Here is a 22,386-nt window from a genome sequence, read left to right as displayed (position 1 = left end):
GCGTCAACGCTCTGATATTGCGCCAAATCCATACTCAGTGCTATCAGCGATCTCTTCATAGAGCGCCTGATATTGGCCAGCGACCACAGCCTCTGCAAAGCTGTCCACGGCATGTTGCCGGGCAGTACCTGACATGGCCAACCCGGTTTCATTGTGGCGATTCTGGAGGATCGAGATAACACCTCGTGCGAGGTCTTCTGCCTCGAATGGGCGCGCCAAATACCCCAGGCTTTGATTTGGAACCAGATCCGACAGCCCACTGGTTTTGAAACCTGCGACCGGAACGCCACAGCACATGGCCTCGACACCTGTATATCCCAGCACTTCGCGCCGGGATGGCAACACAAAGACATCTGCAGCCGAATAAATGCGCTTCAGCACCCGGTTGTCGCTAATCCGCCCCATGAAATGGATCGGATAAGGAAATTCGGCATCGATCTTGTCGCTACCAAATACAACTGCCTGAACATCAGGAACGGCGGAATGCACCCGTCGCATAGCTTCGACAAGGTGGGCAAAGCCTTTGTTGGGATCCTGAGTCGCTTGGACGGCACCAAACAATACCAGCGGAGCGTCCTGAGGCAGCGATAGATCAGCGCGCGCCTGGGCTTTTTCGACAGGTGCCCAGAAATCGGTATCGATTGCGTTGGGGATCACGGTGACAGGCCAATCGCGCATCAACGCACTTTGCCGAACACAGTCAGCCAGCCAATTGCTGGGGCAAACGATCTGAAAAGGTTTTTTCCAATGCGCGGCTTTTCTTTTCCAGACCCAGCGGTTCAGGTCAAACCCACTGAATTCGGATGACACGTAACCGTCACGCCATCTGTCCAGCTCGCTCACATGTTCGGCCCCGGAGAACGGCCACATGTCATGAAACGTCCAGACCACGGGATGTTTCACCGCCCCGATCTCGGCAATCGAAATCATGTCGGAATTCACCCAATGCAAATTCAATATTTGCGACGGTTGGCTGTTCAGATACGCGGCCAGACCCGACCTTGCCAGACCAAGAGACGCCAACCCATTCACCTGAGTTCTTGCATATTTCTTTCGCAGATGACGTGCGTATTCACGCTGGCAAAGCCGCTTTAGTGTTTTCCGCGGCGCGAATTTTGTGATCCGATCCTCGTCCGGGCCATCGACGACGGTCATGTGCGAATTCGTCCCTTTGGACAGCAAGGCAAGATGCAGCCTGCGGGCAGCGATGGCGGCACCTCCGCCAGAATAGCTATGGCTAATATGGTTTATGCGCATTGGAACGAATTCCGTGCGGATGACCGACGTCCAATCGTCAGTGCCTTTGGATTGTCGTCGCCAACTGACATCCCCATTTTCAAATGACGCCAATTAACCAAGAAGTTTAGCCCCCAGCCTTCTGATCTTGCGTCTCAAACGGGTCAAACGATCCGGTCTATAGCTGAAATGCGCTCGCAGCGCCTCGAGCGCGACCTTGTCTTCGGTGACATCGTCGGGAAGTGGCAGGTCAAAGTCATGGCAGAGATCTTTTGGCTTAACCTCGTCCACTGGTCCGCAATGGGTACCAGACCCGTCCAGGCCGATATTCTCGGCAAAAGACCTGCAAGGCGACAGACAAAGGCCATCCTGCCCGAAAATCGTTGCGTACCAGAAAATCGCCCAGGTCCGAATGTCACCGCGCAAATTGCCTTGTACCTGACCCCATAAATCCTCGGCCCCGCTCAGGTTGAACCGATGAATGTCATCATCGGAAAACTGCTGAACCAGTTTTTTCGGGTCGCGTTCGAAATGCTGCCAGCGGTCGGCCCAGCTGGCCCATCCCCAACAGCTCATGAAGCGCCAGAAAACCGCACCACGCCGATCCAACAAGGGAGGAAGGTCTTCGTTGAATCCTGCGATATGCCAGACCCGCGGGTCATCTTGGTATCGATCCAGCGCGCGGTTCATGTAGGTGAGAAACGCGGACGAGGTCACAATGTCATCTTCTACAACAATCGCCCTGCCATAAGTTTGCATCGTAGCGGTAACGCCTTCCTGAATCGACTGGGCCAACCCGGCGTTAGCATCACGTGCGCGCAATGTAAGGGTGGCAAAGCCTGTCTGCGCTTCAATCACTTTGCGGGTTTCCGCAACCGGGATAACATCATCTGCCGAACGCGGCCCATCTAGATAAGCAATTACATCGGTGCGCGCAGCCAAAGGCGACGCAGCAAGCGCCCGCAAGGTCCGCTCAGTGTGATCGGGTCGGTTGAAAGCGAACAGACAGACCGGTGCTGGATCGGCAATCGCAGGTGCTGTGTCAATCATAGCAACTCTCCGTCAGGTTTCGCGCAGGGTATTTCACGCCAAAAACATCGCCAAGAGCAGTTCCCTAAGAAAAGAAACCCGAAAGCGATCAGCCTTCGGGTCACTCTTTGTCGAAACGGCGTTGGAAGCTATCAATGCAGCTTGTCACCAACATCCGCGATGGCCGCGTCGATCAGCTTGTTCGCCTGTGCCGCGGTCATTTGCTTGGCCAGAACCGCGTTGGCAGCCGATACCGCAACGGTGATGGCCTGATCGCGGACTTCCTTGACAGCTGACGCCTCAGCCGAAGCGATCTGGTCCTGAGCTGCTGCCAGACGGCGGGCGATGGATTTCTCCAAATCGACCTTTGCCTGTTCTGCCGCCAGAATAGCGTCTTCCTTGGCTGCAGCCACGATGGCATCCGCTTGGGTCTGCACTTCACGCTGCTTGCGCTCGTACGAGGCCAACAGGCTGCGTGCCTCATCATGCAGGGCGCGGGCTTCGTCCAGTTCGGACTTGATGCCGTCGGCGCGATTGTCCAGCGCGCCACCAATCATGCCCGGAACCTTGAAATAGAACAGGACCGCGATGAAAACGATGAAGCCCAGAGTGACCACAAAGTCGGTGTTGCCAAGCGAGAAGAACGGGCCGCTTGCAGCCAGCGCGGGGCTGGCGGCGCCGACGGTCAGGATAAGGGCAAGAGTATTCCGCATGTCACTTATCCTTTCGTCTGCGCGTCAATTGCACTGTCGATGGCTTTGGCATCTGCCTCGCCGCCCAGTGCTGTGACCAGTTCAGCTGCCGTATCCTTGGCAACCACTTGAATGCTTTCCAGCGCACCGGCACGGATATCGGCAATAGCCTTTTCCGATTCAGCCGCCTTTGCAGCGATTTCCAAGTCAGCCTTGGCAATCGCGTCATCCAGACCTGACTGGATTTCCGCGCGGGCTTCCGCTGCGATACGCTGTGCCTCAGAACGGGCATCGGCCAGCGCCTTGTTGTAGGCCTCTTCAGCCTCGACCGCTTTGGCCTTCAGATCTTCGGCCGCAGCCAGGTCATTTGTAATGGTCCCCTGACGTTCCGCCAGGATTGCCGCGATGCGGGGCAAAGCCACGCGAGACAGGACCAGAAAGATGACGACCAGCGTAATGACCAGCCAGAAAATCTGGTTGGGGAACCAATCGAAGCAGAGCTGGGGCATCCCGATCGCCGACCCATGAGAGTCAACGCAGGTACCTGCAATCTCTTCGTATACGGGTTCTGTCGCCATGATGTCCTCCGTCGGAACGTTGTCTTTACAACAGGTGGGCCGCTATGGCTTGGACCCACCTGCGCGTAAGGATCAGGTTCCGCAGATTAGACGGCGAACATCAGCAGCAGCGAGACCAGGAATGCAAAGATCCCCAGGGCTTCTGCGAATGCGATACCGATGAACAGGGTTGCGGTCTGCGAAGCAGCCGCCGAAGGGTTGCGCAGGGCGCCGGCCAAGAAGTTGCCTGCTACGTTGCCCACCCCGATTGCGGCTGCGCCGGAACCGATTGCTGCCAGGCCTGCGCCGATGTGTGCGAGATCGCCTTCCATGATGTTTCTCCTTACGAATTGGAAGTTTCGATGTTTGGGTATCGGACCTTAGTGCGAAGGATGCAGCGCATCTTTCAGGTAAACACAGGTCAGAATGGTGAATACGTAGGCCTGAATAAAGGACACGAGGACCTCGAGGCCGTACATTGCGGTGATCGCCAGAACGGACACCGGTGAGATCACGGCAATCGCGGCAAAGCCTGCGAAAACCTTGATAACCGCGTGGCCTGCCATGACGTTACCGGCAAGACGAATGGAGTGGCTGACCGGACGCACGAAGTACGAGATCAGCTCGATGATCGCCAGGACGGGGCGCAGTGCCAGCGGTGCGCTGGACACCCAGAACAGACCCAGGAAGCTTGCGCCGTTCTTGACGAAACCCAGAACGGTTACGGTCAGGAACACAGCCAGCGCCAGCGGGATGGTCACGGCGAAATGCGACGTGGTGGTGAAAGACATGGGCAACATGCCCAGGAAGTTCGCGCAGACGATGAACATGAACAGGGTCATGACATAGGGGAAGTACTTCACGCCTTCTTTACCGCAAATGTCTTCCAGCATCTTGTAGATGAAGCCATAGGCCAACTCAGCAACAGACTGCATCCGGGTCGGAACAATGGCACGTTTCGAGGTGCTGAGAACCAGCAGGGCAAAGATCGCCGCAATAGCCAGAAACAACCACAGAGTCACGTTGGTCGGCGTGTACCACGCAATCGCACCGTCACCGAAAAGCGGTTTAACGATGAACTGATCCATCGGATGGAAAACCAGGCTGCTGCCTTCTGCTGCGGTGGTCTCAGTTGCCACGTTCAGTCCCTCTCGTCCTTATCGGCCGCCTCAGCAGCCGCTTGTTTCTCCTGAACCTCTTTCGCGCTGCGGAGCATAACCTTCACGCCCGCGACAAGGCCCAGCAATGTGAACAGCACCAGAAAGATCGGGATTGTCCCGAGCAGGCTGTCCAGCCCGTATCCGATGCCAAATCCGATCCCAAGACCGGAAACCATTTCGATGACCATCCTCCAAGCAAGCTCGCCCCCGGACACGTCAGCATCCGCACGAGGCTTTGGCGCTTTGGCCTTTTTCGCCGCTGTGATCTTGGCCTCCAGCTGCGCCATACGCTGCTTTTGGTCATCATCGGTCACGGGCAATTCCCTCGCACAGTCTTGGGTAGGGTGCTAAGGGGCGCAAGGCACAGAGTCAACGGTGTTAAATGTCCGACTTTCCGCAGGTTAAGTAATTGAATTTATGCAATTTATTCATGCAATTGAAGCACCATTAAAATGTCCCGATCCATCGGCGCGCGTAAAAATCACTCAATTCGTATATTCAACCAAATGGTTGACCAAAACCGGGCGCTGTGATTGAGCGATAGCATGTCCAATGACCTCGATACCGTTTTCGCGGCCCTCGCCGACCCGACCCGCCGCGCCATCCTTGCGATGCTGCTTGAGGATGACATGGCCGTCACCGACGTCGCCGACCCGTTCGAGATGTCGCTGGCCGCGATCTCGAAACATCTGATCATCCTGACCAAGGCCGGGTTGATCAGCCAGGAAAAGCGCGGGCGGGTGAAGTGGTGTAAGCTGGAACCGGATGCGCTGCGCGCGGCATCCGTCTGGATGCAGGGGTTCGGTCAGTTCGAACCGGTCAATCTGGATGCGTTTGAACGATTTCTGGAAGTCGAACTGCCCGCAACAGACGATCCCTAGATCTATCTAACTACAAACACCGATACTTTGGCGTGCTTGGCCAGATATCCGGCATGGCTGGAAAAGATGTGGTCCGTGATGCGCGGTGCGTGCGTCCCAACGACGATTAGGTCGGCCCCAATCTCTTCGGCGGCGCGCGTCAGGTCACCGTCTACCTCGGCAGCTACATCTACGGAATGGATATTGCGTGCCGAAACTTCAGAACCGCTCTGCTCAGTAAGTTGATCCACAATGGCTTGCAGCTCGGTGCTGATCTTCGCGTCTGAATGCGTGACGTCGCCCGGCTGGGTTCCGGTCACGCTCACGATCGTGATCCGGGCGTTTTGCCATCTCGCCATTTGCGCAGCGACATCCAGAGCTTTACGAATTTCCGGTGGCAGATGAATATCGACCGGGATCATAATGTGACTAAACATGGCATCTTCCTCCTGCCGCCGATGTTAGCGGGCTCAGGAATAGAGTACTTTGATCTGTCTCATGTAGATGACTCCGACCATTTCATTCGGTTTGGCCGGTTCCCAGCTAGCCTTCCTGACTATACTCGACGCCGATGATCACACCCGTTGCATCCGCAAGACACAACCACGGTGCCTGAGCGCCGGTGACCTCAATTGTTGTAATTGTTCCAGTCGGCACGGACTCGGTCGAAACCGCGTTGACGTCAGCGGCCTGAACACCTGTCTCAGCCGACACGAGAGCCTCACAACTGCCTTGAAGGTCGGTCTCCGACGACCCCTGCCCTCCTCCTTGCGTACAGGCGGATAACATCGCACCGACGACAAATAGAATAGCTTGCTTCATCATTCCCTCCGGGATGGTTCATCAGACCCGAGGGTTGTTGGATTACGGCCAAATGGCAAGGGTCATTCCGAGACCGGCGCAGTGTCTTTCGCAGGTTGCTCTTCGCTTTTGAGCAGCAGAACCAGCGCGATCGCGGTTAAAACGACACCGACCAGCACCATGACGGTTGGCGCAGGCCGCCCAAGCGCGATTTCCCACAAGATCACCCAGCTGGGGATCAGATAAGTATAGGCCATAACCTTGGCCGACGGCAGGCGTAGCGCTGCAAACTGGACCAGAACGAAACTGGAGGCCGTTGCGAAGATAGAAAGATACAGCAGACTGACCCAGACGATCAGCGGCAGGTTCGCCCAATCGGTTGCACGGATGTCTGACCAGCCGACCACCGTCAGGATCACGCAGCCAGCAACCAGTGTTCCAAATGTAAAGACTACTGCGGGCTCACCCCGGTTCAGTTTGCGCACCATCGGCGTGTAGATTGCATGCGCCATGCAGCCCCAGAAAAAGATGATCTCTCCGCCGCCGATCTCGAAGGCGCGAAAGGACTGCCAATCGGCGCGAAAGATAACCCATAAAGCACCGGTTGCCCCCACCGTCAGGGCAAAAGCCATACGCGGAGTGGTGATCTGGCGCAGCAGAACCCATCCGGCGACCGCAGACATGACCGGCGTCAGGGTGAATACCGCAGATGTGCTGACCGGGTCGGCGGTTTTCAAGCCGTAAAACATAAGAACAAAGTAAGTGGCGAACAGCCCGCCCAAAACGGCGTATCGCCACGGCGCTTGCGCAGCGCTGCGCGGCAAACCGGTGGTGGCTAACGCGGCAATGCCGATGATGACGGCCGCAATCAGAAACCGCCCGGCTGTAATCGCCAACGGCGCAATCTGGTTGGCAACAATAGACCCCAACGAGAAACTACCCGCCACCAGCAGAGTGAATGTGATCATTGCCAAATGACCACGCCCCTGCGGTGTCACGAGAGCCAACCTTTGGATTCTTCCTTAAGGAACGATAGGAATGCCTGCACTTTGGTCGTGCGATGCAGGTCGACATGGGTCACCAGCCAAAGTTTGCCGAACCATTCGGGCAACGGCTCAATAACTTCGACCAACTCCGGATCGCGCGATGCCTCCCATCGTGCCATGAAACCGATCCCTGCCCCGGCTAGAACCGCCTCGCGCAAGCAGAAATTGTTGGTACAGCGGAATGCGATGGCCTCGGCCGGGACAGTGGCACGTAACCACTTGGAAAACGGAGCGCGGCTGTTTTCATCGTCCGTGCCGACAAACAAGTGGTCTGCAAATTCGTCAATTCTCGCTGGTTTACCTCGGCGCTCGATATATGACTTGCTGGCAAACAAGCCGACCTCCTGTTCGATAAACGGCTGCACAACATTGTCGGGTTGGTCCGGGGCGGCCCCCGCCCGGATGGCCACATGCGCCTCGCCGTATTCCAGGCGGAACAGGCGGTCCCCGGTGAGGTAACGCACGATCAGGCCCGGATGCATTGATTGGAACTCGGACAGGGCCGGAACGACCAAGGGCGCCAGCGAGGCCAGAGACGTCACAACCAATTCGCCCGACACATCATCGCCACGCCCTTTCATTCGGCCCACCAACTGATTGAACTGATCTTCGGTGGCCTGAGCCACGCGCAGAAGGTCCTCTCCGGCGTCGGTTGGGGTATAGCCACGCGCGTGGCGCTGAAACAGTTTGACGCCCAGCCGCGCCTCGATCGCGTCGATATGGCGGATCACGGTGGCATGGTGCACGCCCAAGATTTCGGCCGCGCCGCTGACAGTGCCCATCCGAGCGACCTGATAGGCGGTTTTGACTTCGTCCCAATTATCCATGCTCAAGCCCACTGTGCAAATTCCAACAATACATGTTGGTATATCCGCGTTTCGTTCGCTGACGCAACACTCATATTGGAACCGGAAACAGTTACCCCGCCAAAAAGGAAACCCTGACATGACCAAGACCATCCTGCATATCGACGCATCGGCCCGCCGCACCGGATCTGCCACCCGCGACCTTTCCGGCCAGATTATCGGGCATCTTGGCGCCGGGCGCATCATCCGCCGCGATCTTGCCAGCCCCCTGCCCCTGCTTACCGAAGACTGGATCAACGCCAACTTCACTCCGGCCGATCAGCGTGACGAGATTCAACGCGATCTGCTGGCCCTGTCCGACGAGTTGGTAAGCGAGCTGCAAAACGCCGACACCATTGTTATCGGGCTGCCGATCTACAATTTCTCGGTGCCTGCGGCCTTCAAGGCCTGGATTGACCTTGTCGCCCGCGTGGGTCTGACCTTTGCCTATTCGGAAACCGGCCCCAAAGGCCTGCTGGAAGGTAAGCGCGCTGTGCTGGCAATCGCGTCCGGCGGCACCGAGGTAGGGTCCGAGATCGACTTTGCCACCAACTATGCCAAGCACGTTCTAGGGTTCATCGGCATCCATGACGTCGACGTGATTGCGGCTGACAAGATGGCGCTGGATGCGGACGCCGCGTTGGCGAATGCCCAAAAAGCGGTAACTCAACTCGCCGCCTGATCCACCTCTGGCCTTTGTCTTGTGAAACGTCCAGTCTGCCTTAAGCGAGATTTGCAGACTGGGCGTTCATCATGAAGAAAATCGGCATTCTGGGCGGTGTGGGCTGGGCCTCGACCGTGGATTATTACCGAGCGATCGCAGAAGGGGCCAGCAGGCACTTTGCCAATCGCGGCCACGGCTCGCCCTTGCCGATCCCGCCTATGACAATCGAATCCGTTACGCAGGCCAAAACCCGCGCCCTGCGGGGAACCGCCGGGGACGAGACCAGTTGGTCCGGGTTTGACGCGGTGTTTCGCGAGGCATTGCTGACGCTTGAAAACGCGGGCTGCGACTTTGGCATCATCGCCTCAAACACTCCGCACGCGCGGCTGCATGCGATCCGGCAAGGCATCACCATGCCTATTCTCAGCATTTTCGATGCGACGGCTGAGGCCACGGCATCTACCAAGGCGTCCACAGCCCTGGTTCTGGGAACGACAGTGACCATGCAGGCCAGCAATTATTCAGACCGATTGGCCGCCGAAGGGATCATTGCAAATGATCGCCTGCCCGAAACGGAAATTGCCGAGATGCAGGCGATGATCGACAGTGACTTCTACGGCGGCGCATCAGCCACGGCGCGCGCTCGTTTACTAACTTTCTGCGACAAGCACGCAAAACCTGGAACTGCGATCTTGCTGGCGTGCACCGAACTGCCGCTGGCCTTTCCCGACCACCTGGATGACCCTGTTTTTGAAGCTGACGGCCACCTGTTCGTCAATCCGTCCGCCGCCCATGTCGCCGCAGCCCTCGAAGAGGCGCTGAACGACTAATCACGGCAGCCAGGTGACTGCGCATCCGACCTGATCGAAGAATGCCATCAGGTCATCGCGCGTCATGGCGACGGTCCGATCGTTTACCAGAGGATGCATATAGATGATGTCCGTCGTTTGCGCGGTGGCGTCCATGAAGAACCGCACATCGTTTTGCACACCGTTTATCATGGCCAACGGGCTCACTGCTCCAGGGCGGATGCCAAGGTTTTGAAACAGCCGGTCCGCCGATCCGAAGGACAGATTACCGATCCCTAGCTCTGTGCCCAGCGCCTTGAGGTCAATCTCGCGGCTTTGTTCGAGCGTCACCAGATAGTTCCGCTTTTTCTTGTCGCGCAGGTACAGGTTCTTGAGGCGCAGGGAGTTTTCGCCCTGTACCAGGAATTGCTCTTCAACGCCTTTGGCATCCTCAACCGTGCGCAGGGGGATATGCGTGTGCAGACGATAGCTCAGCCCCCAGTCATCCAACCGCTGCAACAGCGCGTCTGAACTGATCGGCAACGTGTCCTGAAAAGCGGATGATGCGTCCATGGGAACCTCCTGTTGGATGCGCTCATCGCGCAACACGAGGATGAATTCAAGCCACGACAGTGCCAAAATTCAGTGTTAGCGTGCCGCCATGAAAGTGACGCGCAACACCCCGAACCAACTGATCCTGACCAACACGCCGTGGTTCATCGGCATCACGTTGGTGCTCTTTGTACTCTGTTTTGTTGGGGCTGGTTTATTCATGGTCAGCGACGGTGGCGAGGGCATATTGTTCGGCATCTTCTTTGCTCTGTTCGGTGGCGGGTTGGGTTTTGGCGCATTCTGCGTCTTTGTGCGCCGCGTACAGGTCATAATTGACCGCAGCAGCAATAGCATCTTGATCCGTCGCCAATCGATCTTTGGATATGACGCTGTAGAACATGAGTTGTCGAACCTGTCCCATGCTGAGGTGGAAACGACCACCTCGACCCGCGACAGGACCACGTCCAAGATGCATCGGCCCGTTCTGATCCTTGAAAAAGGCATGAGTGCTGGTCGTCACCCGATCGTCGAAGCCTATGTCAGCGGGCGCGGCGCAAAGCGGATGGTTGATGCGGTCAACAGCTGGCTACCCGCGCGAGAGGTTGACTCGGACAGCCAATCGGCCTAAGTCGCCGTCAAACATCCGGAAGCGTCTGATCTTCCGGTCCCTTGAGTCGTTCAGGGATCGCCCCCCACCAGCGTGTTACGCCCGTGGGGGCGTTTGTGCATTTAACCGGCGCATCCTATCTAGGGCACGCCACGAGATAACCGGCATAGGAGGCCGAAGGCATGTTTGAAAATCTATCCGAACGCCTCTCTGGCGTCTTTGACCGGCTGACCAAACAGGGTGCCCTGTCCGAAGAGGACGTCAAAACCGCTCTGCGTGAGGTTCGGGTTGCGCTGCTTGAGGCTGACGTCTCGTTGCCGGTTGCCCGTGAATTCGTCAAGAAAGTGCAGGATCAGGCCACCGGTCAGGCGGTGACCAAATCAATCACCCCCGGACAGCAGGTCGTCAAGATCGTGCATGACGCGATGGTGGACACCTTGCGCGGCGAGGAAGACCCCGGCGCTCTGAAAATCGATAACCCGCCTGCTCCGATCCTGATGGTCGGCCTGCAGGGTTCAGGCAAAACGACCACGACCGGTAAGCTGGCCAAACGCCTGAAAGAGAAAGAGGGCAAGAAGGTCCTTATGGCCTCGCTGGACGTTTATCGCCCGGCGGCGATGGATCAGCTGGCCGTTCTGGGCACGCAGGTCGGCGTCGATACCCTGCCGATCGTTCCTGGCCAGAAACCCGTCGACATCGCCAAACGTGCCAAGCAACAGGCAACGTTGGGTGGCTATGACGTCTATATGTTGGATACTGCTGGCCGTTTGCACATCGACGAAGTGCTGATGAACGAGGTCGAGCAGGTTCGTAACGTTGTTGATCCGCGCGAGACCCTGCTGGTGGTCGACGGCCTGACCGGTCAGGTCGCCGTTGAAGTGGCCGAGGAATTCGAAGCCAAGGTCGGAATCTCGGGCGTCGTCCTGACCCGAATGGACGGTGACGGGCGCGGCGGCGCGGCGCTGTCTATGCGTGCGGTCACCGGCAAGCCGATCCGCTTTGTCGGTTTGGGCGAGAAGATGGACGCGCTCGAAACCTTTGAGCCGGACCGGATCGCCGGTCGTATTCTGGGCATGGGCGACATCGTTGCCCTGGTCGAAAAAGCCCAGGAAACGATGGAGATGGAACAGACCGAGCGCATGATGAAGCGCATGGTCAAAGGTCAGTTCAACATGAACGACCTGAAGATGCAGCTGGAACAGATGATCCAGATGGGCGGCATGCAGGGCATGATGGGCATGATGCCCGGCATGGGCAAAATGGCCAAGCAGGTCGAAGAGGCGGGCATGGACGACAAGGTGCTCAAGCGCCAGATCGCCCTGATCCAGTCCATGACCAAACGCGAACGTGCCAACCCGCAACTTCTGCAAGCCAGCCGCAAGAAACGCATCGCGGCGGGTTCCGGCATGGAAGTCAGTGACCTCAACAAGCTGCTAAAGATGCACCGGCAGATGTCGGACATGATGAAGAAGATGGGCAAGATGGGCAAAGGCAAGATGCTGAAACAGGCCATGAAAGGCATGTTCGGTAAAGGTGGCCCCTCGCCTGAAGACATGGCCGCAGGCATGGACCCCAAGGCGCTGGAACAGGCGGCCAAAGCGATGGGCGGCAAGATGCCCGGTATGCCTGGAATGGGTGGCGGCATGGCCCTGCCCCCGGGTCTGAGCGGTTTCGGAAAGAAAAAGTGACAACAGCACGCTGCACCCAGCCCCCGTCCGGAAAGGCGGCGATGGCAGCAGCGCAATATCGCGCGGCCCTGCCGGTCATTCAGACCCGGCGGCTGGTTCTGCGTGCACCCACTCTGGATGACTTGCCTGTTTGGTCCACAGTTTGCGGCGAGAGCTTTGGCAGTTCCGAACAGGAGGCTTGGACCGAGTTTTCCTACTATACCTCCGGGTGGCTTCTGCATGGGCATGGCCTGTTCACGGTGACCCTGAAGAACGATGATCAGATCGCTGGTTTCGTTTTTCTGGGGTTGGAATGGGATGATCGCGAACCCGAGCTTGGCTATATGTTCAGCGCCGAGCACCGCAAGCAAGGCTACGCGACTGAGGCCTGCGCGGCCGTACGTGACTTCGGTTTCGACCTGCTCGGATCGGGCCAGTTCGTCAGTTATGTCTCGCGGTCGAACACGCGTTCGAATGCGTTGGCGCAACGCCTTGGCGCATCCAGGGACGCAGCGGCCGAGAGCGCCTTTGACGCAGATCAGCGTGTCTGGCGCTATGGCGAGGTGCAGGCATGACACCGTCGATCCCCAGGTTGGAAACCGAACGCCTGATCATGCGGGCCCCTTGCGAAGCGGACTTCGAGGCCGAGGCCGAGTTCTTTGCCAGCGATGCGTCGAAATTCGTCGGCGGCCCCCTGCGCCCTGATGAAACATGGCGCGCCATTGCCATGCTGCTGGGTCACTGGGCCATGCGCGGTTACGGGTTCTGGGGCGTCGAGGAAAAGGGCACAGGCTCCTATGTCGGCCATGTCGGCCTGTGGTGCCCGCACAGCTGGCCCGAACCTGAAATCGGCTGGACGTTGATGAATAACGCAACTGGTAAAGGTTACGCGACCGAGGCCGCGCTGGCCGCGCGCGCGCATGCCTATGATGTGCTGGGTTGGGAAACGGCAATTTCGCTGATCGACCCGGAGAATCTGGGCAGCAAGGCCGTGGCCGAAAGGCTGGGCGCGCAGTTTGATTATACCTACGAACACCCGGGTTTCGGTACAATGCAGGTCTGGCGGCACCCTGCCCCGGCCGATCTGGTGAATGGCGGGATCGAGGCCTACGCATGACCTCGTACACCATCCCCACCGTAGAAACCAAAAACCTGATCCTGCGGGCTCCGCAAAAGGGTGACCTGCCCGCGATGACAACCTTCTTCGCGTCGGACCGCAGCCGCATGGTCGGTGGCCCCAAAACGCCACTGGAAGCATGGCGGTCCCTTTTGGGCCGGTTCGGGCATTGGGCCATTATGGGTTACGGTGGTTGGCACATCGTCGAAAAGGCCAGCGGCGCCTTTGCAGGCTGGACCGGCATCATCAACGCGCCGGGCTGGGATGAGCCCGAATTGGGCTGGGTCATTTTTGATGGTTTCGAAGGCAAAGGAATTGCGTTCGAGGCCGCGATGGCTGCCCGCGCTTATGCCGCCCAACACCAGGGGGTGAATGGCCCGATTTCGTACATCGCCCATGAAAACAACCGCTCGCGCGCATTGGCCGAACGTCTTGGCGCCACCTATGAACGCGAGGGCGAGGTTGTGGGTCAACGCTGTCAGGTTTGGCGGCACCCGAAATTCGAATTCTCTGACACTGCTTTGACCACCGAAAGGACCGGCCAATGAACAACCCTGTGACTCGGGCTGCGACGTTGCTGAAAGAGCATCGCGAAAGCATCGACCGGCTGGACGCGATCCTCGTCTACACGCTGGGCGAGCGGTTCAAGCACACCCAGGCCGTTGGCAAGCTCAAGGCCGAACACGACCTTCCCCCGTCCGATCCCTCGCGCGAGTCCGCGCAGATCGCACGGTTAGAAGACCTGGCGGACAAGGCCCATCTGGACCCAGATTTCGCCAAGGCTTTCCTGAATTTCATCATTCAGGAAGTCATCCGACACCACAAGAAACACCAGAACTAAACCGGTGAATCACCGGATACGCCATTCAAAGGAGATACCACCATGGCAATGAAAATTCGTCTCGCCCGCGGCGGCTCAAAAAAGCGCCCTTTCTATCGCATCGTAGCGGCTGACAGCCGTATGCCCCGCGATGGCCGCTTCATCGAAAAGCTCGGCACCTACAACCCGCTGCTGCCGAAAGACAGCGAAGAGCGCGTAAAAATGAACATGGAGCGCATTCAGTACTGGCTGGATCAGGGCGCACAACCCACCGACCGTATTGCACGCATGCTGGAAGCTGCCGGCACCCTTAACAAGGCCGAGCGCAACAACCCCAACAAGGGTACCCCGGGCAAGAAAGCTCAGGAACGCGCAGAAGAGAAAGCTGCAAAGGTTGCTGAAGCCGCCGAGGCAGCTGCTGCTCCGGCTGAAGAAGCAGCGGCAGAAGAGTAAGCAGGTCAGCGCGTGCAGGATCAGGATTTCACCGACGATTTTCGCACGCAGTTTGAACTGCTGATGCGGCTCCGGCGCGATGTGCGCCGGTTTCGCACCGATTCCGTGGACGAGGCGGTGCTGACGCGCTGCCTCGACACATTTCATCTGGCCCCTTCCGTGGGGCTGAGCGAACCCTGGCGCGTCATTCGCGTCGAAAGCGTAGCGGCGCGTGCCGCAGCGCTAGAGAATTTCCAACACGCCAATGAAAAGGCCCTTGCAGGCTATTCGGGCGACAAGGCGCTGAAATACAGCCGCCTAAAGCTGTCCGGCATGCAGGAAGCGCCTGTTCAGCTGGCTGTGTTCTCTGATGAGACGACCAACAAAGGTCTGGGGCTGGGCGCGGGCACGATGCCCGAGATGCGCCGCTACTCTGTCGTCGCCGCGATCACCTTGTTCTGGCTCGCCTTGCGGGCCGAGGGATTGGGTCTGGGCTGGGTCTCAATCCTTGATCCAGAACAGATGAAACGCGATCTGGCTGTGCCTGACGATTGGTCTCTGGTCGGCTACTATTGTGTGGGCTGGCCGGAAGAAATGTCTGAAAGACCCGAACTTGAGCGTGCCGGCTGGGAACAGCGCAGCGCCCGGTTGCATATCGAAACGCGGTAAAGCCAGATGTTCGGACTGATACGGCTTCCCATCCTGTTGCTGATCGCTTTTATTGTGGGCGTGTTCTTTGAGCGCAATAACCAACGCGAGGCATGTGCCCCGCTTGGAGACTGGCAGGACGGATTATGTGTAACGACGGAAGTGCCAAATGACTGATCTGATCTGCGTGGGCAGCGTTGCGGGGTCTTACGGCGTGCGCGGCGAAGTGCGGCTGAAAAGTTTTTGCGCCATCCCAGAGGACATCGAGACCTATTCGCCCCTAACTGATGAAGACGGCAAGGAACGCTATCCGCTGGTCCTGACCCGCCCAATCAAAAACGGCTTTGCGGCGCGTTTGGGTGGGATCGAGACCAAAGAACAGGCAGACGCCATCAACGGCCTCCGCCTATTCGCGCGGCGTGATCAGCTGCCGTCCTTGCCTGATGATGAATTCTATCACACCGACCTGATCGAGCTTGAGGTCTACGACACCGGCGGAACGCTGCTGGGTCGTGTGAAGTCGGTACAAAACCACGGCGCCGCAGATCTGCTGGAACTGCACGGGCCGGGGTTGAAAGGCACCGTTTTTCTGCCCTTCACTCTTGAGGTTGTTCCAACTGTGGATCTGGACAAAGGCCGCATCATCGCAGACCCGCCCGAGGGGCTGATCTGATGCGACGCGTTCTGCTGCATCTGGGGCTACACAAGACCGGAACCACTGCAGCACAATCATTTCTGTATGAAAACCGCGAATTGATCTGGCCACATTTTGCGCTGTTGCTGCCTTACAAGACGCGCAAATTGGGGCTGTCAGGTGCCGCGACCCGCCATTCCATCTATGGAACCGTGGGAACGCTGTCCGAATTCAGCTCGCAGACCCGAGAGTATCTGGCCACGCGGAACTTCGGCACGAAACGCGGCCTGATCGTCAGCGAAGAGAATTTCAGCGGCCTGCGTCCCAGCCGCAATATCGAACAGGGATATGCCGCCGCACCGGATCTGGCCGCCTGTCTGGTGGATGCCATCCGCGATCGGTTCGAAGATCAGGAGGTCGATATCACGATCTACCTGTCCCTGCGGCAGCGCGGAGCGTGGTTGCGCAGCCTTTGGGCACACGATCTTCAGAGAACCCGCGAGGTCCAGGATTTCGACATCTTCCGCGCGAACATGGATCACCTGCCCCCGCTAGAGGAAACGGTCTCGGACATTCGCAAGAAACTGCCGTCGGTCACTGTGACCGAAGAGTGGTTGGAAGAGACGCATTTGCGACGCTTTGGTCCCGGTACGCCTTTTGCCGAATTCCTGAACTTGCCTCGGGAAAAAGCGCAGCTTTTGGTGCCGCCCACAAAATCTAACAGCAGGCTACCGGAAAGCGTGTTGGCGGAATTGCTGACGCTGAACCGATCCCATCTGGACGAAGCGGAGTTGACCCGGCAAAAAGCGCTGGTAGTAGAGCGGGCAAAGAACGCGATGGTCGGCACAATATGACAGACAAGCCAAGCAAATCTCACGGACGCAAGGCAATCCGACCCACGCTGAAGCCGCGTGAATTGATGACTCCGACCCCTGATCTGCACGGGGTCTGGAAGGCAAAAATCATCACCCTGTTCCCTTCCGCCTTTCCCGGCGTTCTCGGCGAAAGCTTGACGGGCAAAGCCTTGCAAGAAGGGTTGTGGCAATTAGAGACCGTGGATCTGCGCCAGTTCGGCGTTGGCAAACATCGCAATGTCGATGACACGCCGGCTGGCGGCGGCGCGGGTATGGTGTTGCGCGCAGACGTGCTGGGTGAGGCAATCGAACACACAATGGCTGGCGTGCAGGGCAACTGGCCATTGATCTACCTCAGCCCGCGCGGTCGCCGCATGGATCAACGTATGATGCAAAACCTCGCACGCTGCGACGGCATGACCTTGCTCTGCGGTCGGTTCGAAGGCGTCGATGAACGCGTGTTGGAACATTACGGCGTTCAGGAAGTCAGCCTTGGGGATTTCGTGATGACCGGCGGCGAGATCGCAGCCCAGGCGCTGATTGACTCAACTGTGCGGTTGATTCCCGGCGTATTGGGCAACCAGGCCTCAGCCGAAGACGAAAGCTTTTCCTCGGGTCTTTTAGAGCACCCGCAATACACCCGACCCGCAGATTGGAAAGGCCGCCCGATCCCCGACATTCTGATGTCTGGTCATCACGGGCGCATTGCCGAATGGCGGCACCAGATGTCTGAAGAGATCACCCGCAAGCGACGCCCTGATCTGTGGGAACGCTACGAGGAATCCGGGGACGACACACAGGATTGATACCCCGAGTGTGGCTTGTATGCAGCACGTTCCTGTATTTAGCGAACACCACTTGAAGCTGATGTTCTGAAAAAATACTCATCTTTCAGATATTGCAAAATGCGATTTCAATTCAACGCATAACAGGCTGCTAAATGAAAAAAATCATATGCTTAGCTGTGCTTGCCCTTTCAGCTTGCACAACCAAGCCTCTTGAGATGGCAGTGCCCACTCAGGCGGGCCATAACCTGCACTCCGCAAAGGTCGCCGTGCAATCATGCGCCGCCGAGGAAGATATTGGGGGCAACAGCGCGGTGATTGGTGGATACGCCACGAATATCCTGCTGTGGGGCGTGATCCTGGGCCCCATCGTTACGGCGCCCTTCGACGATAAGCTTCGCTCACAGGGTGAAATTGACCAGGTGCACCGCTGCATGACCGAACTTGGCTTCGAGCGACGCGAACTGACTGATGGAGAGCGGTTCTGGCTGCATCACACATCTGGCCAAGAACGGGTACGCCGTCTGGATCACCTTGTGGCCGGAGGAACCATTGAAACTTATGGGGCACCAAGCGGCTAAGCGCCCCCCGCCTTCCATCTGGCCCATATCTCAGGCGGGCCGTTGAATGTGTTGATGTCCACTTTCCCCTGAACGCCGGGGACCAGCCCCGTACCGGTATACTGCCAAAATCGCCATGCGGCCTTGGGGTAAACGTTGCGCGGGTGCCCGGCGACCGACCGCAGCCAGAATTCCGTCTTCGGCAGGCGGGCGATATCGGTGTCACCGTAGAAATCCACGGTCGTATAGACGATCGGGCGGCGGCCATAGTGGCTTTCCAGAATATCAAGGAACCGCTTCGCCTCGGACCGGACGGTCGCACCATCGGGCCTGATGGTGCAGGTCTTGGAATGTGGCGTCCATTCCATGTCCAGCACATGCGGCAGGTCGGCACCTCTGGGCACGTTCTCGATGAACCATTTCGCCTGCTCATGCGCCGGTCGGCAGAAATAGTAGTAGTGATAAGCCCCCCAGGGAACGCCCGCGGCTTGCGCGCCTCGCCGGTGGTCGTCGAACAAAGGATCGGCCACGTCGCCCCCCTCGGTCGCCTTGATGAATACGAAACTGACACCGGATGACTTTGCCCTGCGCCAATCAATGGGACCCTGCCATCGAGAAACATCGAGCCCGTGAACCGGATAATGCCCCGGATGCCGGCCTTCCCACTCGTGCGGCTTGGCATCCCCAAAGCTTGGAAAAATGACCGAGGGCGACGTGGTGCTCAGAAATGCCTTAGCTTCGACCTGTTGGGGCGGAGGGCTGCTGCGACCGCAGGACAGGGTCGCGAAGGCCAAAACAGCCAGCATCAATGCTGTGCGCATGGTATGTTCCTGTTCTAAATTTCTGCTCTTATAATTCCCTCTAGAATGCCTGATCTGCCTGACAAGGCAACGGTGTTGTTGGCCGGTGGCGAAATCTTACCATCTGGCCCTGACCATTCTTGCGATTCAGGCTTGATCCCTGCCCACAAAGCCCGTAAAGCAGCGCAATCCGGTGCCGCGACATGCGACTCCGGTGTTTTGGTTTGCATCATGGCGTGACGCCCGGCTTTCTTCGGCCACGGCGCGGCAGGGCGAACCGGACCAAAGGAATATTCGATCTGACCTCTGGCGGGCTGTACACAGGACCCGGTGAAGACCAAGAGCTCTCAGGCCGTGCTCAACTTCGTGGACCAACCACGAGCAGATAGGAGAAATGCGATGGACCTGATCGCACAGCTTGAGGCGGAACAGATTGCCGCCCTGGGGAAAGACATCCCCGATTTCAAAGCCGGTGACACCATCCGTGTCGGCTTTAAAGTGACCGAAGGGTCGCGCACCCGTGTACAGAACTACGAAGGCGTCTGCATCGCCCGCAAAGGCGGCAACACCATCGCCGGTGCTTTCACCGTTCGCAAAATTTCGTTTGGCGAAGGCGTGGAGCGTGTGTTTCCGCTGTATTCGACCAACATCGACAGCATCACCGTTGTCCGCCGTGGCCGCGTTCGTCGCGCCAAATTGTACTATCTGCGCTCGCGCCGTGGTAAATCCGCGCGTATCGCAGAAGTCACCAACTACAAGCCCAAGGCTGGCGCCGAAGCGTAAGGAACGGAAAGATGAAAAAAGACATCCATCCCGATTATCACGTCATCGACGTCAAAATGACCGATGGCACCGTAGTTCAGATGAAATCAACCTGGGGCGCCGAAGGCGATCAGCTGGCTCTGGAAATCGACCCCTCTGTGCACCCTGCATGGACCGGTGGTTCGTCGCGCCTGTTGGACGCCGGCGGCCGTGTGTCGAAGTTCAAGAAGAAATACGAAGGTCTGGGCTTCTAAGCCAGACCCGATTGAGATGCGAAAGGCCGCCCACCGGGGCGGCCTTTTTTGTGGGTAGAACGTTGCCAAAAATAAGTGGCTAAGCCAGCCGCATGATCAACTCGACCTCTCCATCGACAAGCCGGCCAGTCGGCGCAAACCCGAACGATTGATAAAGCGATAGCGCACTGCCGGGTTCGTCGACGACGCTGATCACCAGATTAGAGCGACCCTTTTTCAAAGCCACGGATTTTGCAAAATCCAATGCGGCCATTCCATAGCCCCGGCCCTGACGAGATTTGTCGACCATCAGCCGCCAGATATAGACGCCATCCGGGTCATCCCCGTCATCCAAATCTGCGTCGGGATGTGCCATGTCGATAATGGCAAGCAAACCCACCGCATCGCCGCCATCCCAAATGCCATAGATTTCTGACCCCGGTTCGAAAATCGACTGCGCCATCGTCATTAGATTTGTCGCGACAAACCCTGCCTGATCGTCGCGCACAGACAATGCCGCCAAAGGGCGCAAGGTTTTTTGAGAGAGTAACGCAAACTCAACCATGGAGACCTACTATCACAGCCAGATTTCCAGTAGAAGAATTCCGAACGGTTGAAGCGCACTCAACTCTTCGCACGCGTCAGCTCGGCTGCGCTGTGTGCGGGCGGAACCGGGCCCCGAAGCAACATCAGCGCCAAAGCCATCCCGACTAGAGCCCCCACCGCAGCAACAAGCATCGCGCTGTCGAAGGCGTTGTCCTGCAAGTCCCGAAGGGCCTTGGCCAAAGCACTACTAGTTTCAGGATCCATTTTAGCGATCAGTTGCTGGATTTGGCTCGGCGTCCCATGGGTCAGGGCATGGGCCAGATCATCTCGCTGGGCGGACCCGGCGGGCAAAGCACTCATGACCTCGGAAATACCTCTGCGGGTCGTTATCGCTTCGGCCAAACCTCCGACCACGGCTCCTAGTGTCGCGCCAAAATACAGGCAGGCGTTAATCACCCCGGACCCCTGCCCCACATGCTCTTCTGGCAACACGCGCAGACCGAGCCGGGGTAACAGTGAAAAACAGATACCTAATCCAATGCCGACGATCATCAGCTTCCACCAAATCTCAGCATATTGGGTGGAGTTCGAAGTTGTCATCAACAGCAAGAACCCACAGGCCATCGCCCCCAAGCCGATCGCGATAGGCCATTGAAAGCTGTAGGGCGCCAGAAACCGGGGTGCGGTGACCGAGATCACGAACATGCTGAGGCTAAGCGGCATGATCGCCAAACCTGCGCCGATGGGCGAATAACCGAAGGCATCCGGGGTTTGAACGAACGTGTTGAAATACACAAAGAAACAGAACAGCGTGAAGCCGGTGAAGAACATGCCAACGGCGGCCATGAAATAACGCGGATGCTTGAAGTATCGCAGTTCGATCAACGGATCGTCGCTGCGGCGAGACACGATAACAAGGATGATTGTCGCAACCGCCGCAACACCCAGCGGCATCAATGTCATCGGCGTTGCCCACCCGCTGCTTTCCCCATTGCTGAGCGCAAAGGACAGCGGGCCAAGGAACAACAGCAACGCAAAAGCGCCCGGATAATCAAACTTGGCCCCGGCCTGACGCGTGTCCGGCACGTAACCGCGTCGGCTAACATGCAGCCCAATCAGGAAGGCGAACACCAGCAACACCAGATCGGTCGCAAACACCGCACGCCAGCTGATATAGTGGGCAAAGGCACCGCCGACGATCGGGCCGACGCCAATGGCAAGTCCGACAATTGCACCCCATGCGCCGGTAACACCTGCACGCTGTTCTTCGGGTGTGGCGGCGGTGAGCAATGACAGAGATGTTCCAAACAGGGCCGCAGCACCCGCACCCTGCGCCCCACGCCCAAACAGAAGCATCGCGCCGTCTTGCGCAAACAGGACCGAGGCGGACCCAATTCCGAAGACAATCATACCAGCGAAGAACACGCCCATCTTGCCGGTGATATCGCCCAACCGGCTGACTATTGTGACCAGCGTGGCGCTGGCCACGGTATAGGTTGCCATCACCCATTGCAGACCGGATGGCGTCAAATCGAACTCGGCCTTGAGGTTGGGCAGGATGGTCGCAACAGCCGTTGTGTTAAACCCAACAACCATCATACAGATAGCCGTCATCGCCAGCACAACGCGGGCACCCCCCTCGTGCGTTGGGTCAGAAGGCGTCTTGTCGGTCATAATTCCACCCCAAAACT

33 protein-coding genes are annotated in these 22,386 nt (G+C 57.9%); 18 read left to right on the top strand and 15 right to left on the bottom strand.

Annotated elements, in window-relative coordinates:
* Positions 1–3: 3 nt before the first annotated feature.
* From AC2FJE_RS10110 to AC2FJE_RS10080, 7 genes are all read right to left on the bottom strand, one after another.
* The gene (locus tag AC2FJE_RS10110; RefSeq protein WP_496755560.1) at positions 4–1,257 is read right to left on the bottom strand and encodes a glycosyltransferase; all 1,254 of its coding nucleotides are present in this window, start codon (positions 1,255–1,257) and stop codon (positions 4–6) included.
* A gap of 93 nt (positions 1,258–1,350) precedes the next feature.
* Positions 1,351–2,286: a hypothetical protein gene (locus AC2FJE_RS10105; RefSeq protein ID WP_058278972.1), complete on the bottom strand. Its 936-nt coding sequence runs from the start codon at positions 2,284–2,286 to the stop codon at positions 1,351–1,353.
* Positions 2,287–2,417: 131 nt separating this feature from the next.
* On the bottom strand, positions 2,418–2,978 hold the full coding sequence (locus AC2FJE_RS10100) for a F0F1 ATP synthase subunit B (RefSeq protein WP_282169926.1): 561 nt from the start codon (positions 2,976–2,978) through the stop codon (positions 2,418–2,420).
* A 5-nt stretch (positions 2,979–2,983) separates the two neighbouring features.
* Positions 2,984–3,535 carry a F0F1 ATP synthase subunit B' gene (locus AC2FJE_RS10095; protein ID WP_058273311.1) on the bottom strand — a complete coding sequence of 184 codons (552 nt, stop codon included), beginning with the start codon at positions 3,533–3,535 and terminating at the stop codon, positions 2,984–2,986.
* A gap of 86 nt (positions 3,536–3,621) precedes the next feature.
* Entirely contained in the window at positions 3,622–3,846 is a 225-nt protein-coding gene (locus AC2FJE_RS10090) for a F0F1 ATP synthase subunit C (RefSeq protein WP_005981269.1), read from the bottom strand.
* Between the two features lie 48 nt (positions 3,847–3,894).
* The gene (locus tag AC2FJE_RS10085) at positions 3,895–4,653 is read right to left on the bottom strand and encodes a F0F1 ATP synthase subunit A (RefSeq protein ID WP_058278975.1); all 759 of its coding nucleotides are present in this window, start codon (positions 4,651–4,653) and stop codon (positions 3,895–3,897) included.
* A gap of 2 nt (positions 4,654–4,655) precedes the next feature.
* Positions 4,656–4,988 carry an AtpZ/AtpI family protein gene (locus tag AC2FJE_RS10080; protein WP_058273313.1) on the bottom strand — a complete coding sequence of 111 codons (333 nt, stop codon included), beginning with the start codon at positions 4,986–4,988 and terminating at the stop codon, positions 4,656–4,658.
* A 231-nt stretch (positions 4,989–5,219) separates the two neighbouring features.
* Between AC2FJE_RS10080 and AC2FJE_RS10075 the strand changes: the two genes are divergently transcribed.
* Positions 5,220–5,555, top strand: coding sequence for an ArsR/SmtB family transcription factor (locus AC2FJE_RS10075; RefSeq protein ID WP_058273314.1), 336 nt, complete (start codon positions 5,220–5,222; stop codon positions 5,553–5,555).
* Positions 5,556–5,557: 2 nt separating this feature from the next.
* On the opposite strand, the gene AC2FJE_RS10070 is transcribed toward AC2FJE_RS10075, so the two are convergent.
* The 4 genes from AC2FJE_RS10070 to AC2FJE_RS10055 all read right to left on the bottom strand — a co-directional run bounded on the left by AC2FJE_RS10070 (position 5,558) and on the right by AC2FJE_RS10055 (position 8,208).
* Positions 5,558–5,971, bottom strand: a complete 414-nt coding sequence (locus AC2FJE_RS10070) for a universal stress protein (protein ID WP_058278976.1) — start codon at positions 5,969–5,971, stop codon at positions 5,558–5,560.
* Between the two features lie 106 nt (positions 5,972–6,077).
* Entirely contained in the window at positions 6,078–6,356 is a 279-nt protein-coding gene (locus AC2FJE_RS10065) for a hypothetical protein (protein ID WP_058278977.1), read from the bottom strand.
* Between the two features lie 62 nt (positions 6,357–6,418).
* Positions 6,419–7,333 carry a DMT family transporter gene (locus AC2FJE_RS10060; RefSeq protein ID WP_282170082.1) on the bottom strand — a complete coding sequence of 305 codons (915 nt, stop codon included), beginning with the start codon at positions 7,331–7,333 and terminating at the stop codon, positions 6,419–6,421.
* Complete coding sequence (locus AC2FJE_RS10055; protein WP_496755562.1) at positions 7,330–8,208, bottom strand: LysR family transcriptional regulator; 879 nt, start codon at positions 8,206–8,208, stop codon at positions 7,330–7,332. Before AC2FJE_RS10055 ends, AC2FJE_RS10060 begins: the two co-directional genes overlap by 4 nt.
* A gap of 118 nt (positions 8,209–8,326) precedes the next feature.
* Here AC2FJE_RS10055 and AC2FJE_RS10050 point away from each other — a divergent pair, with 118 nt between their 5' ends.
* Both AC2FJE_RS10050 and AC2FJE_RS10045 read left to right on the top strand, forming a co-directional pair.
* Positions 8,327–8,908, top strand: coding sequence for an FMN-dependent NADH-azoreductase (locus AC2FJE_RS10050; protein WP_496755563.1), 582 nt, complete (start codon positions 8,327–8,329; stop codon positions 8,906–8,908).
* Positions 8,909–8,979: 71 nt separating this feature from the next.
* The gene (locus tag AC2FJE_RS10045; protein WP_472724380.1) at positions 8,980–9,720 is read left to right on the top strand and encodes an aspartate/glutamate racemase family protein; all 741 of its coding nucleotides are present in this window, start codon (positions 8,980–8,982) and stop codon (positions 9,718–9,720) included.
* Here AC2FJE_RS10045 and AC2FJE_RS10040 read toward each other — a convergent pair whose 3' ends face one another.
* A complete protein-coding gene (locus tag AC2FJE_RS10040; protein WP_496755564.1) occupies positions 9,721–10,251 on the bottom strand; it encodes a prolyl-tRNA synthetase associated domain-containing protein in 531 nt (176 codons plus the stop codon).
* Positions 10,252–10,339: 88 nt separating this feature from the next.
* Here AC2FJE_RS10040 and AC2FJE_RS10035 point away from each other — a divergent pair, with 88 nt between their 5' ends.
* From AC2FJE_RS10035 to AC2FJE_RS09975, 13 genes are all read left to right on the top strand, one after another.
* Positions 10,340–10,858, top strand: coding sequence for a hypothetical protein (locus tag AC2FJE_RS10035; protein WP_109312248.1), 519 nt, complete (start codon positions 10,340–10,342; stop codon positions 10,856–10,858).
* Positions 10,859–11,019: 161 nt separating this feature from the next.
* Positions 11,020–12,525: a signal recognition particle protein gene (ffh, locus tag AC2FJE_RS10030; protein ID WP_109312247.1), complete on the top strand. Its 1,506-nt coding sequence runs from the start codon at positions 11,020–11,022 to the stop codon at positions 12,523–12,525.
* A complete protein-coding gene (locus AC2FJE_RS10025; RefSeq protein WP_496755565.1) occupies positions 12,522–13,079 on the top strand; it encodes a GNAT family N-acetyltransferase in 558 nt (185 codons plus the stop codon). Before ffh ends, AC2FJE_RS10025 begins: the two co-directional genes overlap by 4 nt.
* Entirely contained in the window at positions 13,076–13,621 is a 546-nt protein-coding gene (locus tag AC2FJE_RS10020) for a GNAT family N-acetyltransferase (RefSeq protein WP_496755566.1), read from the top strand. The genes AC2FJE_RS10025 and AC2FJE_RS10020 overlap by 4 nt, the downstream gene beginning before the upstream one ends.
* Entirely contained in the window at positions 13,618–14,169 is a 552-nt protein-coding gene (locus tag AC2FJE_RS10015) for a GNAT family N-acetyltransferase (RefSeq protein ID WP_282169935.1), read from the top strand. Before AC2FJE_RS10020 ends, AC2FJE_RS10015 begins: the two co-directional genes overlap by 4 nt.
* Entirely contained in the window at positions 14,166–14,462 is a 297-nt protein-coding gene (locus tag AC2FJE_RS10010) for a chorismate mutase (RefSeq protein ID WP_058273325.1), read from the top strand. Before AC2FJE_RS10015 ends, AC2FJE_RS10010 begins: the two co-directional genes overlap by 4 nt.
* A 42-nt stretch (positions 14,463–14,504) precedes the next feature.
* Entirely contained in the window at positions 14,505–14,894 is a 390-nt protein-coding gene (gene rpsP / locus AC2FJE_RS10005) for a 30S ribosomal protein S16 (RefSeq protein ID WP_058273326.1), read from the top strand.
* Positions 14,895–14,906: 12 nt separating this feature from the next.
* Positions 14,907–15,542 (top strand): 5,6-dimethylbenzimidazole synthase, encoded by a 636-nt coding sequence (gene bluB, locus AC2FJE_RS10000; protein WP_496760913.1) that lies wholly within the window; start codon positions 14,907–14,909, stop codon positions 15,540–15,542.
* 6 nt (positions 15,543–15,548) lie between these two features.
* Positions 15,549–15,698 carry a hypothetical protein gene (locus AC2FJE_RS09995; RefSeq protein ID WP_496755568.1) on the top strand — a complete coding sequence of 50 codons (150 nt, stop codon included), beginning with the start codon at positions 15,549–15,551 and terminating at the stop codon, positions 15,696–15,698.
* Positions 15,691–16,194 carry a ribosome maturation factor RimM gene (rimM, locus tag AC2FJE_RS09990; protein WP_058278985.1) on the top strand — a complete coding sequence of 168 codons (504 nt, stop codon included), beginning with the start codon at positions 15,691–15,693 and terminating at the stop codon, positions 16,192–16,194. The genes AC2FJE_RS09995 and rimM overlap by 8 nt, the downstream gene beginning before the upstream one ends.
* A complete protein-coding gene (locus AC2FJE_RS09985) occupies positions 16,194–17,009 on the top strand; it encodes a hypothetical protein (RefSeq protein ID WP_282120819.1) in 816 nt (271 codons plus the stop codon). Before rimM ends, AC2FJE_RS09985 begins: the two co-directional genes overlap by 1 nt.
* Entirely contained in the window at positions 17,006–17,815 is an 810-nt protein-coding gene (trmD, locus tag AC2FJE_RS09980) for a tRNA (guanosine(37)-N1)-methyltransferase TrmD (RefSeq protein WP_113791359.1), read from the top strand. The genes AC2FJE_RS09985 and trmD overlap by 4 nt, the downstream gene beginning before the upstream one ends.
* 134 nt (positions 17,816–17,949) lie before the next feature.
* Positions 17,950–18,375, top strand: a complete 426-nt coding sequence (locus tag AC2FJE_RS09975; protein WP_282120817.1) for a hypothetical protein — start codon at positions 17,950–17,952, stop codon at positions 18,373–18,375.
* On the opposite strand, the gene AC2FJE_RS09970 is transcribed toward AC2FJE_RS09975, so the two are convergent.
* Entirely contained in the window at positions 18,372–19,175 is an 804-nt protein-coding gene (locus AC2FJE_RS09970; RefSeq protein WP_109312239.1) for a glycoside hydrolase family 25 protein, read from the bottom strand. The two genes, AC2FJE_RS09975 and AC2FJE_RS09970, sit on opposite strands and share 4 nt — an antisense overlap.
* Before the next feature lie 378 nt (positions 19,176–19,553).
* Here AC2FJE_RS09970 and rplS point away from each other — a divergent pair, with 378 nt between their 5' ends.
* Together rplS and rpmE are read left to right on the top strand one after the other, a co-directional pair.
* The gene (rplS, locus tag AC2FJE_RS09965; protein ID WP_058273331.1) at positions 19,554–19,937 is read left to right on the top strand and encodes a 50S ribosomal protein L19; all 384 of its coding nucleotides are present in this window, start codon (positions 19,554–19,556) and stop codon (positions 19,935–19,937) included.
* Positions 19,938–19,948: 11 nt separating this feature from the next.
* The gene (gene rpmE / locus AC2FJE_RS09960; RefSeq protein WP_010437577.1) at positions 19,949–20,170 is read left to right on the top strand and encodes a 50S ribosomal protein L31; all 222 of its coding nucleotides are present in this window, start codon (positions 19,949–19,951) and stop codon (positions 20,168–20,170) included.
* A gap of 79 nt (positions 20,171–20,249) precedes the next feature.
* Here rpmE and AC2FJE_RS09955 read toward each other — a convergent pair whose 3' ends face one another.
* A complete protein-coding gene (locus tag AC2FJE_RS09955) occupies positions 20,250–20,714 on the bottom strand; it encodes a GNAT family N-acetyltransferase (protein WP_496760912.1) in 465 nt (154 codons plus the stop codon).
* Positions 20,715–20,773: 59 nt separating this feature from the next.
* Positions 20,774–22,369, bottom strand: a complete 1,596-nt coding sequence (locus AC2FJE_RS09950) for an MFS transporter (RefSeq protein ID WP_496760911.1) — start codon at positions 22,367–22,369, stop codon at positions 20,774–20,776.
* Positions 22,370–22,386 lie beyond the last annotated feature (17 nt).

This window comes from Ruegeria sp. CDSC002, assembly GCF_059610905.1.
This window is presented reverse-complemented; position numbering and strand designations above follow the sequence as displayed.

Excerpts from the sequence above, each read along its gene's own strand:
- AC2FJE_RS10110 (WP_496755560.1), bottom strand. The coding sequence starts at position 1,257 with ATGCGCATAAACCATATTAGCCATAGCTATTCTGGCGGAGGTGCCGCC.
- AC2FJE_RS10105 (WP_058278972.1), bottom strand. The coding sequence starts at position 2,286 with ATGATTGACACAGCACCTGCGATTGCCGATCCAGCACCGGTCTGTCTG.
- AC2FJE_RS10100 (WP_282169926.1), bottom strand. The coding sequence starts at position 2,978 with ATGCGGAATACTCTTGCCCTTATCCTGACCGTCGGCGCCGCCAGCCCC.
- AC2FJE_RS10095 (WP_058273311.1), bottom strand. The coding sequence starts at position 3,535 with ATGGCGACAGAACCCGTATACGAAGAGATTGCAGGTACCTGCGTTGAC.
- AC2FJE_RS10090 (WP_005981269.1), bottom strand. The coding sequence starts at position 3,846 with ATGGAAGGCGATCTCGCACACATCGGCGCAGGCCTGGCAGCAATCGGT.
- AC2FJE_RS10075 (WP_058273314.1), top strand. The coding sequence starts at position 5,220 with ATGTCCAATGACCTCGATACCGTTTTCGCGGCCCTCGCCGACCCGACC.
- AC2FJE_RS10070 (WP_058278976.1), bottom strand. The coding sequence starts at position 5,971 with ATGTTTAGTCACATTATGATCCCGGTCGATATTCATCTGCCACCGGAA.
- AC2FJE_RS10065 (WP_058278977.1), bottom strand. The coding sequence starts at position 6,356 with ATGAAGCAAGCTATTCTATTTGTCGTCGGTGCGATGTTATCCGCCTGT.
- AC2FJE_RS10055 (WP_496755562.1), bottom strand. The coding sequence starts at position 8,208 with ATGGATAATTGGGACGAAGTCAAAACCGCCTATCAGGTCGCTCGGATG.
- AC2FJE_RS10050 (WP_496755563.1), top strand. The coding sequence starts at position 8,327 with ATGACCAAGACCATCCTGCATATCGACGCATCGGCCCGCCGCACCGGA.
- AC2FJE_RS10045 (WP_472724380.1), top strand. The coding sequence starts at position 8,980 with ATGAAGAAAATCGGCATTCTGGGCGGTGTGGGCTGGGCCTCGACCGTG.
- AC2FJE_RS10040 (WP_496755564.1), bottom strand. The coding sequence starts at position 10,251 with ATGGACGCATCATCCGCTTTTCAGGACACGTTGCCGATCAGTTCAGAC.
- AC2FJE_RS10035 (WP_109312248.1), top strand. The coding sequence starts at position 10,340 with ATGAAAGTGACGCGCAACACCCCGAACCAACTGATCCTGACCAACACG.
- ffh (WP_109312247.1), top strand. The coding sequence starts at position 11,020 with ATGTTTGAAAATCTATCCGAACGCCTCTCTGGCGTCTTTGACCGGCTG.
- AC2FJE_RS10020 (WP_496755566.1), top strand. The coding sequence starts at position 13,076 with ATGACACCGTCGATCCCCAGGTTGGAAACCGAACGCCTGATCATGCGG.
- AC2FJE_RS10015 (WP_282169935.1), top strand. The coding sequence starts at position 13,618 with ATGACCTCGTACACCATCCCCACCGTAGAAACCAAAAACCTGATCCTG.
- AC2FJE_RS10010 (WP_058273325.1), top strand. The coding sequence starts at position 14,166 with ATGAACAACCCTGTGACTCGGGCTGCGACGTTGCTGAAAGAGCATCGC.
- rpsP (WP_058273326.1), top strand. The coding sequence starts at position 14,505 with ATGGCAATGAAAATTCGTCTCGCCCGCGGCGGCTCAAAAAAGCGCCCT.
- AC2FJE_RS09995 (WP_496755568.1), top strand. The coding sequence starts at position 15,549 with ATGTTCGGACTGATACGGCTTCCCATCCTGTTGCTGATCGCTTTTATT.
- rimM (WP_058278985.1), top strand. The coding sequence starts at position 15,691 with ATGACTGATCTGATCTGCGTGGGCAGCGTTGCGGGGTCTTACGGCGTG.
- AC2FJE_RS09985 (WP_282120819.1), top strand. The coding sequence starts at position 16,194 with ATGCGACGCGTTCTGCTGCATCTGGGGCTACACAAGACCGGAACCACT.
- trmD (WP_113791359.1), top strand. The coding sequence starts at position 17,006 with ATGACAGACAAGCCAAGCAAATCTCACGGACGCAAGGCAATCCGACCC.
- AC2FJE_RS09975 (WP_282120817.1), top strand. The coding sequence starts at position 17,950 with ATGAAAAAAATCATATGCTTAGCTGTGCTTGCCCTTTCAGCTTGCACA.
- AC2FJE_RS09970 (WP_109312239.1), bottom strand. The coding sequence starts at position 19,175 with ATGCGCACAGCATTGATGCTGGCTGTTTTGGCCTTCGCGACCCTGTCC.
- rplS (WP_058273331.1), top strand. The coding sequence starts at position 19,554 with ATGGACCTGATCGCACAGCTTGAGGCGGAACAGATTGCCGCCCTGGGG.
- rpmE (WP_010437577.1), top strand. The coding sequence starts at position 19,949 with ATGAAAAAAGACATCCATCCCGATTATCACGTCATCGACGTCAAAATG.
- AC2FJE_RS09955 (WP_496760912.1), bottom strand. The coding sequence starts at position 20,714 with ATGGTTGAGTTTGCGTTACTCTCTCAAAAAACCTTGCGCCCTTTGGCG.
- AC2FJE_RS09950 (WP_496760911.1), bottom strand. The coding sequence starts at position 22,369 with ATGACCGACAAGACGCCTTCTGACCCAACGCACGAGGGGGGTGCCCGC.